Source organism: Rhodopseudomonas sp. B29 (assembly GCF_000333455.1).
Taxonomy (GTDB): Bacteria; Pseudomonadota; Alphaproteobacteria; order Rhizobiales; family Xanthobacteraceae; genus Rhodopseudomonas.
Genome location: NZ_BADD01000220.1, coordinates 1 through 12,733, shown reverse-complemented (window position 1 = coordinate 12,733; position 12,733 = coordinate 1). Strand labels below are relative to the sequence as shown.

Here is a 12,733-nt window from a genome sequence, read left to right as displayed (position 1 = left end):
CCGAAGTCATGAAGATGACCATCGCCCGCGAAGTGCTCCGCGCCAGCATGACGCAGTAAGCCAAAAGGGCCGATCGACCTTCGAGATATGAAGGCCATCCCCTCGTACTACGCAGGACTATCACAAATCGGAGCAAGCTGACGCTGCGAGGACCACCCTCCCCTGGAGGGGGAGGGTCGCTCGCGCAGCAAGCGGGGTGGGGTGGCGAAGTTATGAGACGCAGTGCCCGCGGCTCACCCCACCCCGTCACGCATCCCGCTACGCGGCCTGCGTGCCGACCCTCCCCCTCGAGGGGAGGGTGAAGAGCGCGCCTGACCGCGGCACCCAAACGATCGGCCTACCGTCTTGGCCGGCCTTGCGCCAGGCAAGACGGAGCAAAAACAAAACGCCCGGCTCACACCGGGCGTTTCCCCTTTTGCACTGCCGCGCGACTTACTTCTCCGCGTCGATCACGGTCCCGATCGCCTTCCACTTGGTGCCGTCGAACTGCATCAACTGCTCCTGGCTCATCGGCGTGAAATGTGTCGGGCTGGTGTTGAGCTTGATGCCGGGGAGCAGGATCGGCAGTTCGAGATCCTTGATGCTCGCCGCCTGCTTCATCAGGTTTTCGCGGGTGAGATTGTCGCCGCATGTTTTCAGCACGTGCTCGAAGGTTTGCGCCGTGGCATAGCCGAACACGTAGTACGTCTCGGACGGATCGGCGCCCGGCATGTATTGCTTCATGAATGCGAGATATTCCTTCATGCCGGGATCGTCGGCCCAGACCGGATCGTTCGGATCCTTGCGGAACGCGACGGTGATCACGCCCTTGGAATTCTCCAGACCGGCCGGCACCAGCGTCGAGGAGATGGAGCCGGCGGCGTCGCTCAGCAGATGCAGCGCCTCCCACTTGGTCTCGGCCATCTTCTTGATCGCCTGCGCCGAGAATTTCGGCGTCGAGATGTCGAAGAAAACGTCGGCGCCGGTCGATTTCAACAGCAGGATCTGCGAGTCGACGGTCGGCTCGGTGACCTCGTAGCTCAGTTCCTTGACGATCATGCTGGCGGCCTTGTCGCCGAGACCGTCGCGAAAACCCCTGACGTAGTCGCGTCCAAAATCGTCGTTCTGATACAGCACCGCGACCTTCGCGGCCGGCCGCTCCTGCAGCAGATATTTGGCGTAGATCACACCCTTGGCGTGATTGTTCGGCTGCCAGCCCATCGACCACGGATAGGTCTTCGGCTCCGACACGCGGTTGGCGCCAGTGCCGAGAAGCAGCCCCGGCACCTTCTTCGTGTTCAGATATTTCTGGATTGCAAAGTTCGTTGGCGAACCGAAGGTGCCGACGATCGCAAACACTTCGTCGCTCTCCACCAGACGGCGCGTCTGCTCGACCGCTTTCGACGGGCTGTAGCCGTCGTCGAGCGAGATCAGGTTGATCTTGCGGCCATTTATGCCGCCCTCTGCGTTGAGCTTTTCGAAATACGCCGTCATCGCCTTGCCGATCGCCGCAAAGCTCGACGCCGGGCCGCTATACGGCATGGTCTGGCCGATCTTCACCTCGGTGTCGGTGACGCCCGGCCCGTAGTCTTTCGCCTGTAAGGCCGACGCGACGATACACGCGGCCGCGCAGGCCGCTGCCATCAGCTTGTTCATGATGTTGTCCTGTGTGGTGGATGATGCGGCGGCTCAGGCCGGCTGGAGATAGCGCTGCTTCAATACGTGCTTGAACAGCTTGCCGTTCTCCTGCCGGGGCAGTTCGAGCTCGAAATCGATCGAGCGCGGGCATTTCACATGCGAGAGCTGGTCACGGCAGAACGCCATAAGGTCCTCCCCCAGCGCCGGCGTCGCCCGCGACGGATCCTTGAGCTGGACGACCGCCTTGACCTCCTCGCCATACTCGAGGTTCGGAACTCCGAAGACCGCGACGTCGGCAACCAGCGGGTGCAGAGCGAGGCAGTTCTCGATTTCGGCGGGATAGATGTTGACGCCGCCCGAGATGATCATGTGCGAACGGCGATCGGTCAGATACAGAAAGCCTTGCTCGTCGACATAGCCGACGTCACCGATCGTCGACCAGCCGCGCGCATCACGCGAGCGCGCCGTCTTGTCGGGATCGTTGTGATAGACGAAGGTCGGCCCGTCGAAATACACGTCGCCGATCTCGTGCGGCCCTAGTTCGCTATGATTCTCGTCGAGGATGTGGATGGTGCCGACGCAGGCGCGTCCGACCGAGCCGCGATGCGTCAGCCAATCCGCGGTCGAAATGCAGGTGGCGCCGTTGCGCTCGGAGCCGGCGTAGTACTCCCACACGATCGGCCCCCACCAGGCGATCATCTGCTCCTTGAGTTCGGGCGGACACGGCGCCGCGGCGTGGATCGCGCAGGCGTGCGATGACAGGTCGTAGCTGGCGCGGACCTCGTCCGGCAGCCCCAGCAGGCGGAAGAACATCGTCGGCACCCATTGGCTGTGCGTGACTCGATAGCGTTCGATCGCCGCCAGCGCTTGCTCGGCGGCGAATTTCGTCATCACCACCGCGGTGCCGCCGCTCTCCAGCGTCCGCATCGTGAACCGCAGCGGGGCGCCGTGATACAGCGGCGCCGGCGACAAATAGATGGTGTTGTCGTCGAAGCCAAAATTCTCGCGTACCCAGTCGCCGGAGGCCTGCGCCTGGCGCAAATTGGCGAACAACGGCTGCTTGATGCCCTTCGGCCGGCCGGTGGTGCCGGACGAATAGAAGAAATCCTTTCCGACCGGACCGTCCGGGATTTCGATCATGCGGTCGAACTTCGTGAGCTCGGCGGCGTAGCCGAGCCCGGCGCCGCCCTCGCCCACGGTGAAGATGGTGCAGCCGTGCGGGTTGTCGGCCGCAACCGCCTCGGCCACGGCGGCGAACCGCGCGCCGGCGAACAACACCTTGGCGCCGCTGTCGCGGACGATATAGGCTGCCTCTTCCGGCTTCAGATGAGTGCTGACCGGCGTGTAGTAAACGCCATGGCGCCGCGCGCCCCACAGCAGCTCGAAGTAGCGCAGGTCGTTGTCAAGCAGAATGGCGATGCCGTCGCCGGGCGCCAGACCCATCCACATCAACAGCTGCGTCACGGCGTTGGCGCGGCGATCGAGTTCGCGATAGCTGATCGCGTCGTCACCGAACGCGATCCGCGCAGCGGTCTTGTCAGGATGGCGCTCGGCCCATTGACGCAGTGTTGGCATCTCTTCCCCGGTCCGGCCTTGAGAGTGGCCGCTTGCAGGGAGTATCGGCGGCAAGGTCAGCGCGTTGAATGACCGCGCGCGCCATTTCAGTTGGCGGAATCCGACCGTGCGGCCGAGCCGGCGTGGCTCTCGCGGAATTCGCCGGGCGCCATGCCGGTCCAGCGGCGGAAGGCGCGGTGAAACGTGCTGAGTTCTGAGAAGCCGAGCGAAAGCGCCACCTCCTCCAGCGGCAACCGTGACTTCTTCAGCATATGGGTCGCGACGTCTCGCCGCACCTGATCCTTGATTTCCTGGAAGCCGCACTGCTCGTCATCGAGCAGCCGCCGCCGCAAGGTCTGCGGCGACATTGCCAGCATGCCGGCGACGTCCTCGAGCGACAGCGTGCGCTTGAGGTTGCGGCGCAGAATGCCACGCACCCGCTCGGCGACGCTGGCGTCGTCGCGATAGCGCACCAGCAGCACGCTCGGCATCGAGGCCAGAAACCGGCGCAACCGCTGCTCGTCTGGCATGATCGGCAGGTCGAGCAGTTCGGCGTCGAACCGAATCTCCGTGCGCGGCTGATCAAACAGCATCGGCGCGCGATACACCGGCTCCAGTTCGGAGCTGAACGCCTCTTCGGGAAACACGTAATGCACGGTGATCAGCGGCAATCGCCGCCCAACCAACCAGCACATCAGCCCGTAGGTGAACATCAGGATCGCGCCGTTGACCATGCGGCGGCGTTTCGGCTGTTCGATCGTGTCGGTGACGTAGACCGAAGCGTCATGCTCGCCTTCCGCGAGCCGCACGACGAAATCGTCGACGACCAGATGATAGAACTGGCAGCCGATCCGGATCGCGTCGCGCAGCGTGGCGCAGTGAATCAGCAGCCGGCACATCATCCGAAACGTGCCCGGCTTGATCGACCGGCTGCCGAGCAGCCATAATTCGTCGCGCGTCAGCCGCGTCAGCAGCGCGATCATCCGCGCGAACTGATCCTGCGGCAGCCGCGCGCCGGGCTGGTCGAGCTGGCCGGTCGCGATGCCGGCGCGCGCCAGCAGGCGGTCGATATCCATCCCGGCTTCACGCGCCCCGCTGAGAATGAGGCCGACATACCCCGAGTCGATCGCGGAACGTGAGGTGACGGCGCCGCGCGGGCGGCTGCGACGTGGGAGAATGTCCGGCATGGCGCTTAGGATAGCGGCGTGGCGCCGCATCCGCCAGAGCCAGGCTGATGCACCGGGTCAAGCCGAACGATTGATCCGGTCATTGCGCGCACCGCGGCAGTTGAGCATGCCGTAAGCTGGACCAGGCGAGGAGCGGACGATGCGCGCGTTGATGAGTGACGAGCCCGGCGGGCCGGAGACGTTGCAGCTGCTCGACGTTCCGGAGCCGGTCGCCGCTGCCGGTCAGATATTAATCGCGGTCAAAGCCTGCGGCGTCAACTATCCGGATCTGCTGATGATCCAGGATCTGTATCAGGTGAAGGCGCCGCGACCCTTCGCTCCCGGGGCCGAGATCGCCGGCGTGGTGACTGCATTAGGCCCAGACGTCACGCAGTTTAGCGTCGGCGATCGCGTTGCCGCGCGGATCGGCACCGGCGGCATGGCCGAGGCCGTGGCGGTCGATGTATCGCGCTGCGCACCGATCCCGGACGGCATGTCGTTCGTCGACGCTGCGGTGACGCAATTCACCTTCGAGACCGCGCTGTACGCGCTGCGCAACCGCGCCGCCGTCAAGCCGGGCGAGACGGTGTTGGTGCTCGGCGCCGGTGGCGGCGTCGGCATCGCCGCCGTGCAGGTCGGGCGCAACATGGGCGCGCGGGTGATCGCCGCCGCGTCGTCAGAGGACAAACTGGCGTTCGCGCGCAAGCATGGCGCGGCCGATGGCGTGCTGTACCCACCGAGCGCGCCGGCGGATCGCAAAGCGGTCAGCCGGCAGTTCAAGGCCGCGCTCGGTGCCGGTGCCGATGTGGTGATTGACCCGGTCGGCGGCTGGCTCACCGATGTAGCGATCCGTTGCGTCGCCGACGGCGGCCGCTACGTCGTGCTCGGCTTCACGGCCGGCATCCCATCGCTGCCGCTCAATCTGCCGCTGCTGAAGAATTGCGACGTGCTCGGCGTTAATTGGCGGGCCTTCACGTTGACCCAGGCGGAGGCGGTACACGACAACAAGCGAGAGCTGATGCGCTGGTTCGCGGAAGGCCGCCTATCGAGCGGCATCACGGCCGAATACGCACTCGCCGACGGCGCGCGGGCGATCCAACAGCTCGCCAACCGCAGCGCGGTGGGCAAGATCGTGGTCATCATCTAACCGGGGCTGGGGAAGTCGTTCTGCGGCTTGAGCTAAATCTGCGGCGAGGAATGACGATATGATGCGAGGCATCATTAGCACCCAACGCCGCCGAAGCCGCTGCATTCGAACCAGCTCATCGACTCGGACTAAATGCCACTGACGAGAGACGGGCGACTGTTAGACGCATTTGACTTACTGCGGCAGAAAACGGTCTTGTTTTGATAAGAGCTTCCGCTTCTGACCCTCGGCAGACTATCCGCTAAAATTGCACGACGTCCGCTCTGAGCGATTGCGGATTGTCGCTCACTATTAAGAGCCTTCTCCGTCATTCTTCCGCTACTGCGTGTTCGCGCAATTCTTCGAGAAAGACTTTTCCAGCTTTCGAGCAATGACCTGGCCCACAGCGACGCGCTTTGCAGGGCAAGAGGAATTTTATCGCGTCCATGACAGCCAAGTCTGCTCAGTCCGACGGCCAGCTCGCGAACGATTTCGGCGCGAAGGCGCCGATGCGGATTTCTTCGTCGAAACCTTCGGGATCGGTGAAGAAGCGGATGCGCATCGCGTAGTCGTCCAAATAGGTCGGCTTGGCGCCGACACGAAACGGCCGATCGTGGCCGGGATAGATCACCGAGGCCAGCCCGAGCGCCTTCTTCAGGCTTTCCGTCGCACGCGGATCGGCCGAGGGCACTGAGCGGACTTCGCCGGCGGCTGCATCGGCGGCGCAATACACCGTGTCGCCCGCGAGCAGCGTATCGCCGACCAACAGGCCGATCGATCCCGGCGTATGGCCCGGCAGTTCAACGATCCGCATCGTCGCGGACAGTTCGGTGTCGGCGCTGACCGTCTGCAGCTTCAGGCGCCGCAACACGCGGCCCGCATAGGCCGGCGTCTGGTCGTCATGCGCGGCGGTGTTCTCAGCGTAGGCGAGTTCGCGTTCGTGCAGCACAATCGTCGCATTTGGAAACAGATCCGCGTTGGCGGCGCTGTCCCAATGCGCGTGCGACAGCACCACCGTGTCGATCGACGCAGGATCGATGCCGTGCTTGCGAAGACGGCCCTGCAGGATCGGCCGATAAGCATAGGGCCCGGTATCGAACAGCACCGTGCGATCGTCGCAGCGCACCAGCACCACGGTCGAGATGCCCGGAATGAAGCCGTCGGCGGTGACGGGCAGCCCCGAGAACAGCAAGGTGATCGGCGACTCGATCATCGGAGGCCCTCCGCCGCTGTGCGTTCAGTCGAGATGCCGACGCCGAAGCTCTGGCCGAGCGGCTGAAAGGCGAAATCGAGCTGATAGTTGTATTGCTCGAGATAGCGCACCCGGCCCGCCTCCAGCCGGAACGGCCGATCATGGCCGGGATAGAACACGTCGCCGGCGGCCAGCGCGCGGTCGAGGCTGGCCTGCGCCTTGGCGGGATCGAAGAAGGCCACGTCCGGCACGGCGCGCGTCGCGTCGCGCGCCGACCACAACGCATCGCTCGCCAGCACCGCGCGTTCGGTGCCGGTGTCGATCAGCAGACCTTGCAGTCCGACCGAATGCCCCGGCAGCAGCAGCGTCGAGACGCCGGGGAAAATCTCCTGCTCGCGCTCCGGCAGCAGCGTGACATGCATGCCATCGAGCATCGTGCGCACGTAAGGCGGCGTGCCCCAATCGGTTGCCCGCGGCGCCGCCGCGTAGTCGAACTCGCTTTTCGGCGTGAACACTTCGGCCTGCGGAAACAGGTCGAGGTTCTCGACATGGTCCCAATGCAGATGCGTCAGGAAAACTGCGTCGATGTCGACCGCCGTCAGGCCCGACCGTGCCAGCGCCTTCAACAACACCGGGCGGATGCGGAACGGTCCGGTGTCGAACAGAATGGTGCGGCCGCCGCTGCGGATCAGCAGCAGCGAGCAGATGCCGAACAGGAAATGATCGGACTTTGCCGGCAGGCCGGGAATCAGCACTTCGATGGTGGGGTGGGATGACATCCTGTCCTCGGCAACGACCCTTGCTTCTGCAAGCTACTTGCACTATTACGCATTGTAAAATCAATTATGGATAGTGGAGGAACAATGAAAATTTTCCGGTGGGCCGGCCTGCTGGCCGTCGGCGCAGCCATCGCCACCTCTTCCGCCCAAGCTCAATCGACGGCCAAGCCGGTCGCGGTGCGTGCCGCCTACATTCCGGTGATCACCTGGCTGCCGGCCTGGGTCGCCAAGGAGAAGGGCTTCTTCACCAAACACGGTCTCGACGTCACGCTGTCGGTCGCGCAAAATCTGTCGCTGCTGCCCGGCACCGTCGGTCGCCAGTTCGAATTCGCGCCGAGCACCGCGACCGACCTGCTGAAGGCGACGTCGAGCGGGCTCAATGTCATCGCGGTCGCCGGCGAAGTGTTCGAGACCGAGGCCAACGCGTCGACGCATCTGATGGTCGCCGCCGATTCAGGCATCAAGTCGGCCAAGGATCTCAGCGGCAAGCTGATCGCGACGCCGACCATTGGCGGCGTCATTCACGTCGCGACGTTGTACTGGCTGAAGCAGAACGGCGTCGATCCGACGTCGGTGCGGGCGGTCGAGGTGCCCTTCCCCAACATGGCCGATCAGCTCAAGGCCAAGCGCGTCGACGCCGCCGAGGCAGTCGAACCGTTTGTCGGCGCCATGAAGGCCGGTGGCAACGTGTCACTGACGGCGCCGCTGCTCAGCGCCGGCAAGGAGGTCATCTTCCCGTTCTGGATCGCGTCCGGCGAATGGGCCCGCGCCAACAAGGATACGGTGAAGGCTTGGCGCGCGTCGCTCGACGAGGCGATGGCGTTCATCGCCAAGGAGCCCGACGAAGCCCGCCGTATCTTGGCGCAGTACACCAAACTGCCCGAAGTGGTGGTGAAGGCGACGCCGTTTCCAACCTATCGCACCGCCATCACCGCCAAGGACATCGAGGTGTGGGAGAAAGTGCTGCGCGACATCGGCCAGCTCTCGACGCCGGTCGATTCCAAGAAGCTCGTGCTCGAGTAACGAAATGGCCGAGCCCATCTTCGAATGCCGGTCGGCCAGCGTTGCGCTGGCATTCGGCGGACAGGCTCGGCCGATCGTCTCGGACATCGGCCTCAGCGTCCACGAGGCGGAGTTTCTGTCGATCGTCGGCCCGTCGGGGACGGGCAAGACTACGCTGCTGCGCATGTTGGGCGGATTACTTCGTCCGACATCCGGCGAGATCAGGATGCGCGGCGAAGTGCTGACCGGTCCGCCGGACGGCGTCGTCATCGTGTTCCAGGACTACGGCAACGCACTGCTGCAATGGCGCACCGTCGCCGCCAACGTCGCGTTCGGCATCGAGCGCCATTTGCCGCGCAAGGAATGCGACGAGCGCGTCGCCGCGGTGCTCGAACTGGTCGGCTTGTCGAAGCGCGCCTCCGACTACCCATGGCAACTGTCCGGCGGCATGCAGCAGCGCGTGCAGATCGCCCGCGCGCTGGCGCTGCGCCCAGCCGTGCTGCTGATGGACGAGCCGTTCGCCGCGCTCGACGCCATGACCAAGGCCGGACTGCAGGACGAATTGTTGCGGCTGCGCGACCAGACCGGCACCAGCTTCGTCTTCATCACCCACGACATCGAGGAAGCGGTGTATCTCGGCGACCGCGTCGCTGTGCTCAAAGGCAGCCCCGGCCGCATCGACAACATCGTCGACATCACCCTGCCCTCGCCGCGCGACCAGGTCACGACGCGGCAACTACCCGAATTCCTGGCCTATCGCTACGATCTTCACCAGGCCATCGGTCATGGCTGAAACCGCGCGCGGACGCCTGAACTGGACCGGGCTCGGCGTCTTCGCGCTGGTGCTGCTCGTCTGGGAGGCCGCCGTCCGCTCCGGCCTGATCGCGTTCGAGTTCTTTCCGCCGCCGTCCCGCATCTTACTCGGCATCGTGGCGTTGACCCGCGACGGCGTTATGCTGCAGGACCTGTTGCACACGCTCGGCTCGATCGCCGCTGGCTGGAGCATTGCCATGCTGATCGGCGTCGCGATCGGCGTGTTGCTCGGCTTCTCACCGACGGCGCGGCGCTTCGGCCTCGCCAGCGTCGAGGTGCTGCGGCCAATGCCGGGCATCGCCTTTGCGCCCGTCGGGCTGTTGCTGTTCGGCTTCTCGCTGCAGACCGAGTTGGTCGTCACCGTGCTGCCGACGATCTGGCCGGTGATGGTCAACACCATGGGCGGCATCGCCAACGTGCATCCACGGCTCGGCGATGTCGGGCGCACGCTGCGGCTGAGTAACACCGAGATCGTCCGCCATCTGCTGCTCCCGGCCGCGCTGCCTTCGATCATCGTCGGCGCGCGGATCAGCCTCGGGCTGGCGCTGGTGATGGCGATCGTCGCCGAGATCGTCGGCAATCCGGCCGGTCTCGGCTACGGCATCGTCCGCGAGCAGCAGGCGATGAACCCGGAATACATGTTCGCCTATATCGCCGTGGTCGGCATTCTGGGCATCGCGCTCAATGCCGGCGTCGTCGCGCTGACGACCGCGCTGTGGCCGGCGACGTCGCGGGTGACGCTGTGAGCGCCCGCACTGCCTGGCCGGTGCTGATCGCGCGTTCGCTCGCGCAGCTGCCGTCGCCGCTCGGCCTGCTGCCGCTGATCGCCGCGCTGATCGCCTGGCAATTGCTGGCGCCGCCGAACTCCCCGTACTTCCCGCCACCGTCGAGCTGGTGGACAGGCATCGCGCAAAGCGCGGCCAGCGGCGCGCTGTGGCGGGCCGGCGCCGCCTCGCTGCAGACCATCGTATTCGGCCTGCTGCTGGCCACCGCCGCGGGTGTCACGCTCGGCATCCTGATCGGCGTATCGCCGCGGCTGGCGCGCGCCATGGGGCCGCTGCTCGAATTCTGCCGCGCGATGCCGCCGCCGGCGATCGTGCCGCTCGCCATCCTGTTTCTCGGCTACGACGAGCGTATGAAGCTCACCATCGTGGTGATTTCGGCGATGTGGCCGATCCTGCTCAACACCGCCTCGGCAGCACAGCGGGTGCATCCAATCCTGCTCGACGTCGCCACCGCGTTCCGGCTGACGCTACTGCAGCGGATTAGGCTGATCGTATTCCCGTCGGTGATGCCATCGGTGCTGCTCGGCGTCCGCATCGCGCTGCCGCTGTGCATCGTGCTGACGCTGCTGGTCGAGATCCTGACCTCGATCGAGGGCGTCGGCGCGCTGATGATCGCGGCGCAGCGCAACTATCAGTCGGGCCAAGTCTACGGCCTGCTCGTGCTGGTCGGGCTGTTCGGCTTCCTGATCAACACCGGATTTTCGATCGTCCAGACCATCATTCTGCGGCGCTGGCCGCCGAGGAACATCCAGGCATGAGCGCGCGCGACAACAACAAGGCCGGCGACTTGAGCGACGACGACGACGTGGTGTCGCCGCGGGTCGAACAGATCGGCGTGCAATCGGTCGAGATCGCCGGCCACATTCTCAAGACACTGGCGACGCTCGAAGGCCCGCAGACATTGACGGCGTTGTCGCAGGCCGCCGGCATGCCGTCCGCCAAGGCGCATCGCTATCTGGTCAGCCTGATCCGCAGCGGCCTGATCGAACAAAGTGCGGTTGACGGCCGCTACGATTTCGGCGGCGCCGCCCGCATGGTCGGCCGCGCCGCGATGAACCGGCTCGACATCGTCCGCATCGGCACGCCGCTGCTCAGCAAGCTGCGAGACGAGTTGCAGGAAACCGTGTTCATGGGTGTGTGGACGCCGCAGGGGCCGATGGTGATCGAATGGTTCGACATCGTCCGCCCGGTGTCGGTGATCCTGCGCCCCGGCTCGATCCTGCCGCTGCATTCCTCGGCGCTGGGCCTGGTCTGCGCCGCCTACATGCCGAGCGACATCATCGAGCGCGCGCTCGCGGCTGAAGCGCCGCAGCCGGTGCTGCGCTCGCGCAAACTCTCCAAGGCCAAGCAGGCAGAGATCATTGCGCGGATCCGCAGCGATGGCTTCAGCCTGGTGCAGGGAGACCTGATCAACGGCCTCGATGCAGTCGCGGTGCCCGTCCTCAATCATCGCCGCGAATTGGTCGCCAGCCTCGCCGCGGTCGGCTCAAGCGGCACGCTCGACACCGCACCATCGGGCCGCGTGGTTCGCGCCCTGAAGGCGGCTGCGAACCGCTTCACGCAAGCGCTGGGGTGAGTAGCATGGCGATCGACGGCTTGGACTATCGGATCGACCGCCGCGTCGCGGCGGTGACACTGACTCGCCCGGATACGCTGAACCTGTTGTCTGAATCGATCCTCAACGGGCTTCGGCGGATCGCCGCGGCGCTCGCTGGCGATCCCAATGTCGATGTGCTGACCATCACCGGCAGCGGCACGGATATCTTCTCGATCGGCATCCTGACTCCGGCGCTGCGCGGCTCGCTGAGCAAACCCGACGTGCTGAGCCTGATCCGCCTCGCCAACGAAGCCTTCGACGCGATCGAGGCGCTGCCGCAGATCGTCATCGCTGGCCTCAACGGCAAGGTGATGGCCGGCGCCTGCGAATTGGCGTTGGCCTGCGACATGCGCATCGCCGCCGATCACGCGACCTGGGCGTCACCCGAAGCCAAATGGGGCGGCTTTCCGGGCGTCGGCGCGCCGGTGCGGCTGCCGCGCGTCGTCGGCATGGGACGGGCGCTCGACCTGCTCTGCACGGGCCGAGAGATCGAGGCCCGAGAGATGAGCGGCATCGGTCTCGTCAACGAAGTCATCGAACGCAGCATGCTGCACGACGTCGTCGCCGCGAAGGCCCGCGCCATCGCCGACCACGGGCCTCTCGCCACCAAAGGCGCCAAGCGCATCGCACGCGAGCGCGAAGCTGCCGGCTTCGCCGCGGCACGGAAACTGTCCGACGACATGCGTGCCGCGCTGGAATGGACGGCGGATGTCGACGAGGGCATCGCCGCGGTCCGCGAGGGCCGCGCGCCCGTGTTCAAGGGCTGCTGAGGAGCCGTCATGCCGTTCGCCCAAGTCAATTCGGTCCGGCTTTACTATCAGGTGCTCGGGGTGCGCGGCCCGTGGGTCGCGCTGGTGTCCGGCGCACGGCGCAACATGGACGAGATGCGCGCGCTCGCGACCTCGGTGGCAGCCGCGGGTTTCCGTGTGCTGCTGCACGACCGCCGCAACACCGGCCGCTCCAGCCTGTCGCTGGACGGCGACGGCTCCGAATTCGACATCTGGGCCGACGACCTGCGGGCCCTGGCCGCGCATCTCGGATTGCCGCCACTGATCGTCGGCGGCTGGTCGTCGGGCTGCCGGCTGGCGACCATCACGGCGCT

At 65.5% G+C, this 12,733-nt stretch carries 13 protein-coding genes; 8 read left to right on the top strand and 5 right to left on the bottom strand.

Features of this window, described 5'->3' with window-relative positions:
- Positions 1 to 432: 432 nt before the first annotated feature.
- The 3 genes from I5M_RS07795 to I5M_RS07785 form a co-directional block, all read right to left on the bottom strand.
- Entirely contained in the window at positions 433 to 1,635 is a 1,203-nt protein-coding gene (locus I5M_RS07795; RefSeq protein ID WP_022720887.1) for an ABC transporter substrate-binding protein, read from the bottom strand.
- 33 nt (positions 1,636 to 1,668) lie between these two features.
- The gene (locus tag I5M_RS07790; protein WP_022720886.1) at positions 1,669 to 3,192 is read right to left on the bottom strand and encodes an acyl-CoA synthetase; all 1,524 of its coding nucleotides are present in this window, start codon (positions 3,190 to 3,192) and stop codon (positions 1,669 to 1,671) included.
- A gap of 86 nt (positions 3,193 to 3,278) precedes the next feature.
- Positions 3,279 to 4,247: an AraC family transcriptional regulator gene (locus tag I5M_RS07785; RefSeq protein WP_051048684.1), complete on the bottom strand. Its 969-nt coding sequence runs from the start codon at positions 4,245 to 4,247 to the stop codon at positions 3,279 to 3,281.
- Positions 4,248 to 4,497: 250 nt separating this feature from the next.
- On the opposite strand from I5M_RS07785, the gene I5M_RS07780 reads away from it, so the two are divergent.
- Positions 4,498 to 5,484, top strand: a complete 987-nt coding sequence (locus I5M_RS07780; RefSeq protein WP_022720884.1) for an NADPH:quinone oxidoreductase family protein — start codon at positions 4,498 to 4,500, stop codon at positions 5,482 to 5,484.
- Between the two features lie 442 nt (positions 5,485 to 5,926).
- On the opposite strand, the gene I5M_RS30880 is transcribed toward I5M_RS07780, so the two are convergent.
- Together I5M_RS30880 and I5M_RS30875 are read right to left on the bottom strand one after the other, a co-directional pair.
- Positions 5,927 to 6,676, bottom strand: a complete 750-nt coding sequence (locus tag I5M_RS30880) for an MBL fold metallo-hydrolase (protein WP_022720883.1) — start codon at positions 6,674 to 6,676, stop codon at positions 5,927 to 5,929.
- Complete coding sequence (locus I5M_RS30875) at positions 6,673 to 7,434, bottom strand: MBL fold metallo-hydrolase (RefSeq protein WP_083909534.1); 762 nt, start codon at positions 7,432 to 7,434, stop codon at positions 6,673 to 6,675. The genes I5M_RS30880 and I5M_RS30875 overlap by 4 nt, the downstream gene beginning before the upstream one ends.
- An 84-nt stretch (positions 7,435 to 7,518) precedes the next feature.
- Between I5M_RS30875 and I5M_RS07765 the strand changes: the two genes are divergently transcribed.
- From I5M_RS07765 to I5M_RS07730, 7 genes are all read left to right on the top strand, one after another.
- Positions 7,519 to 8,457 carry an ABC transporter substrate-binding protein gene (locus I5M_RS07765; protein ID WP_022720881.1) on the top strand — a complete coding sequence of 313 codons (939 nt, stop codon included), beginning with the start codon at positions 7,519 to 7,521 and terminating at the stop codon, positions 8,455 to 8,457.
- Positions 8,458 to 8,461: 4 nt separating this feature from the next.
- A complete protein-coding gene (locus I5M_RS07760; RefSeq protein WP_022720880.1) occupies positions 8,462 to 9,229 on the top strand; it encodes an ABC transporter ATP-binding protein in 768 nt (255 codons plus the stop codon).
- Entirely contained in the window at positions 9,222 to 9,995 is a 774-nt protein-coding gene (locus tag I5M_RS07755; RefSeq protein ID WP_022720879.1) for an ABC transporter permease, read from the top strand. Before I5M_RS07760 ends, I5M_RS07755 begins: the two co-directional genes overlap by 8 nt.
- Entirely contained in the window at positions 9,992 to 10,792 is an 801-nt protein-coding gene (locus I5M_RS07745) for an ABC transporter permease (protein ID WP_159103981.1), read from the top strand. The genes I5M_RS07755 and I5M_RS07745 overlap by 4 nt, the downstream gene beginning before the upstream one ends.
- Positions 10,789 to 11,610: an IclR family transcriptional regulator gene (locus I5M_RS07740; protein WP_022720877.1), complete on the top strand. Its 822-nt coding sequence runs from the start codon at positions 10,789 to 10,791 to the stop codon at positions 11,608 to 11,610. The genes I5M_RS07745 and I5M_RS07740 overlap by 4 nt, the downstream gene beginning before the upstream one ends.
- A gap of 5 nt (positions 11,611 to 11,615) precedes the next feature.
- Entirely contained in the window at positions 11,616 to 12,401 is a 786-nt protein-coding gene (locus tag I5M_RS07735; RefSeq protein ID WP_022720876.1) for an enoyl-CoA hydratase/isomerase family protein, read from the top strand.
- Positions 12,402 to 12,410: 9 nt separating this feature from the next.
- Positions 12,411 to 12,733, top strand: a 323-nt coding sequence (locus I5M_RS07730) for an alpha/beta fold hydrolase (RefSeq protein ID WP_022720875.1), incomplete at its 3' end; no start/stop codon positions are given.

Coding starts and splice junctions, on each gene's coding strand:
- I5M_RS07795 (WP_022720887.1), bottom strand. CDS start 1,635: ATGAACAAGCTGATGGCAGCGGCCTGCGCGGCCGCGTGTATCGTCGCG.
- I5M_RS07790 (WP_022720886.1), bottom strand. CDS start 3,192: ATGCCAACACTGCGTCAATGGGCCGAGCGCCATCCTGACAAGACCGCT.
- I5M_RS07785 (WP_051048684.1), bottom strand. CDS start 4,247: ATGGATATCGACCGCCTGCTGGCGCGCGCCGGCATCGCGACCGGCCAG.
- I5M_RS07780 (WP_022720884.1), top strand. CDS start 4,498: ATGCGCGCGTTGATGAGTGACGAGCCCGGCGGGCCGGAGACGTTGCAG.
- I5M_RS30880 (WP_022720883.1), bottom strand. CDS start 6,676: ATGATCGAGTCGCCGATCACCTTGCTGTTCTCGGGGCTGCCCGTCACC.
- I5M_RS30875 (WP_083909534.1), bottom strand. CDS start 7,434: ATGTCATCCCACCCCACCATCGAAGTGCTGATTCCCGGCCTGCCGGCA.
- I5M_RS07765 (WP_022720881.1), top strand. CDS start 7,519: ATGAAAATTTTCCGGTGGGCCGGCCTGCTGGCCGTCGGCGCAGCCATC.
- I5M_RS07760 (WP_022720880.1), top strand. CDS start 8,462: ATGGCCGAGCCCATCTTCGAATGCCGGTCGGCCAGCGTTGCGCTGGCA.
- I5M_RS07755 (WP_022720879.1), top strand. CDS start 9,222: ATGGCTGAAACCGCGCGCGGACGCCTGAACTGGACCGGGCTCGGCGTC.
- I5M_RS07740 (WP_022720877.1), top strand. CDS start 10,789: ATGAGCGCGCGCGACAACAACAAGGCCGGCGACTTGAGCGACGACGAC.
- I5M_RS07735 (WP_022720876.1), top strand. CDS start 11,616: ATGGCGATCGACGGCTTGGACTATCGGATCGACCGCCGCGTCGCGGCG.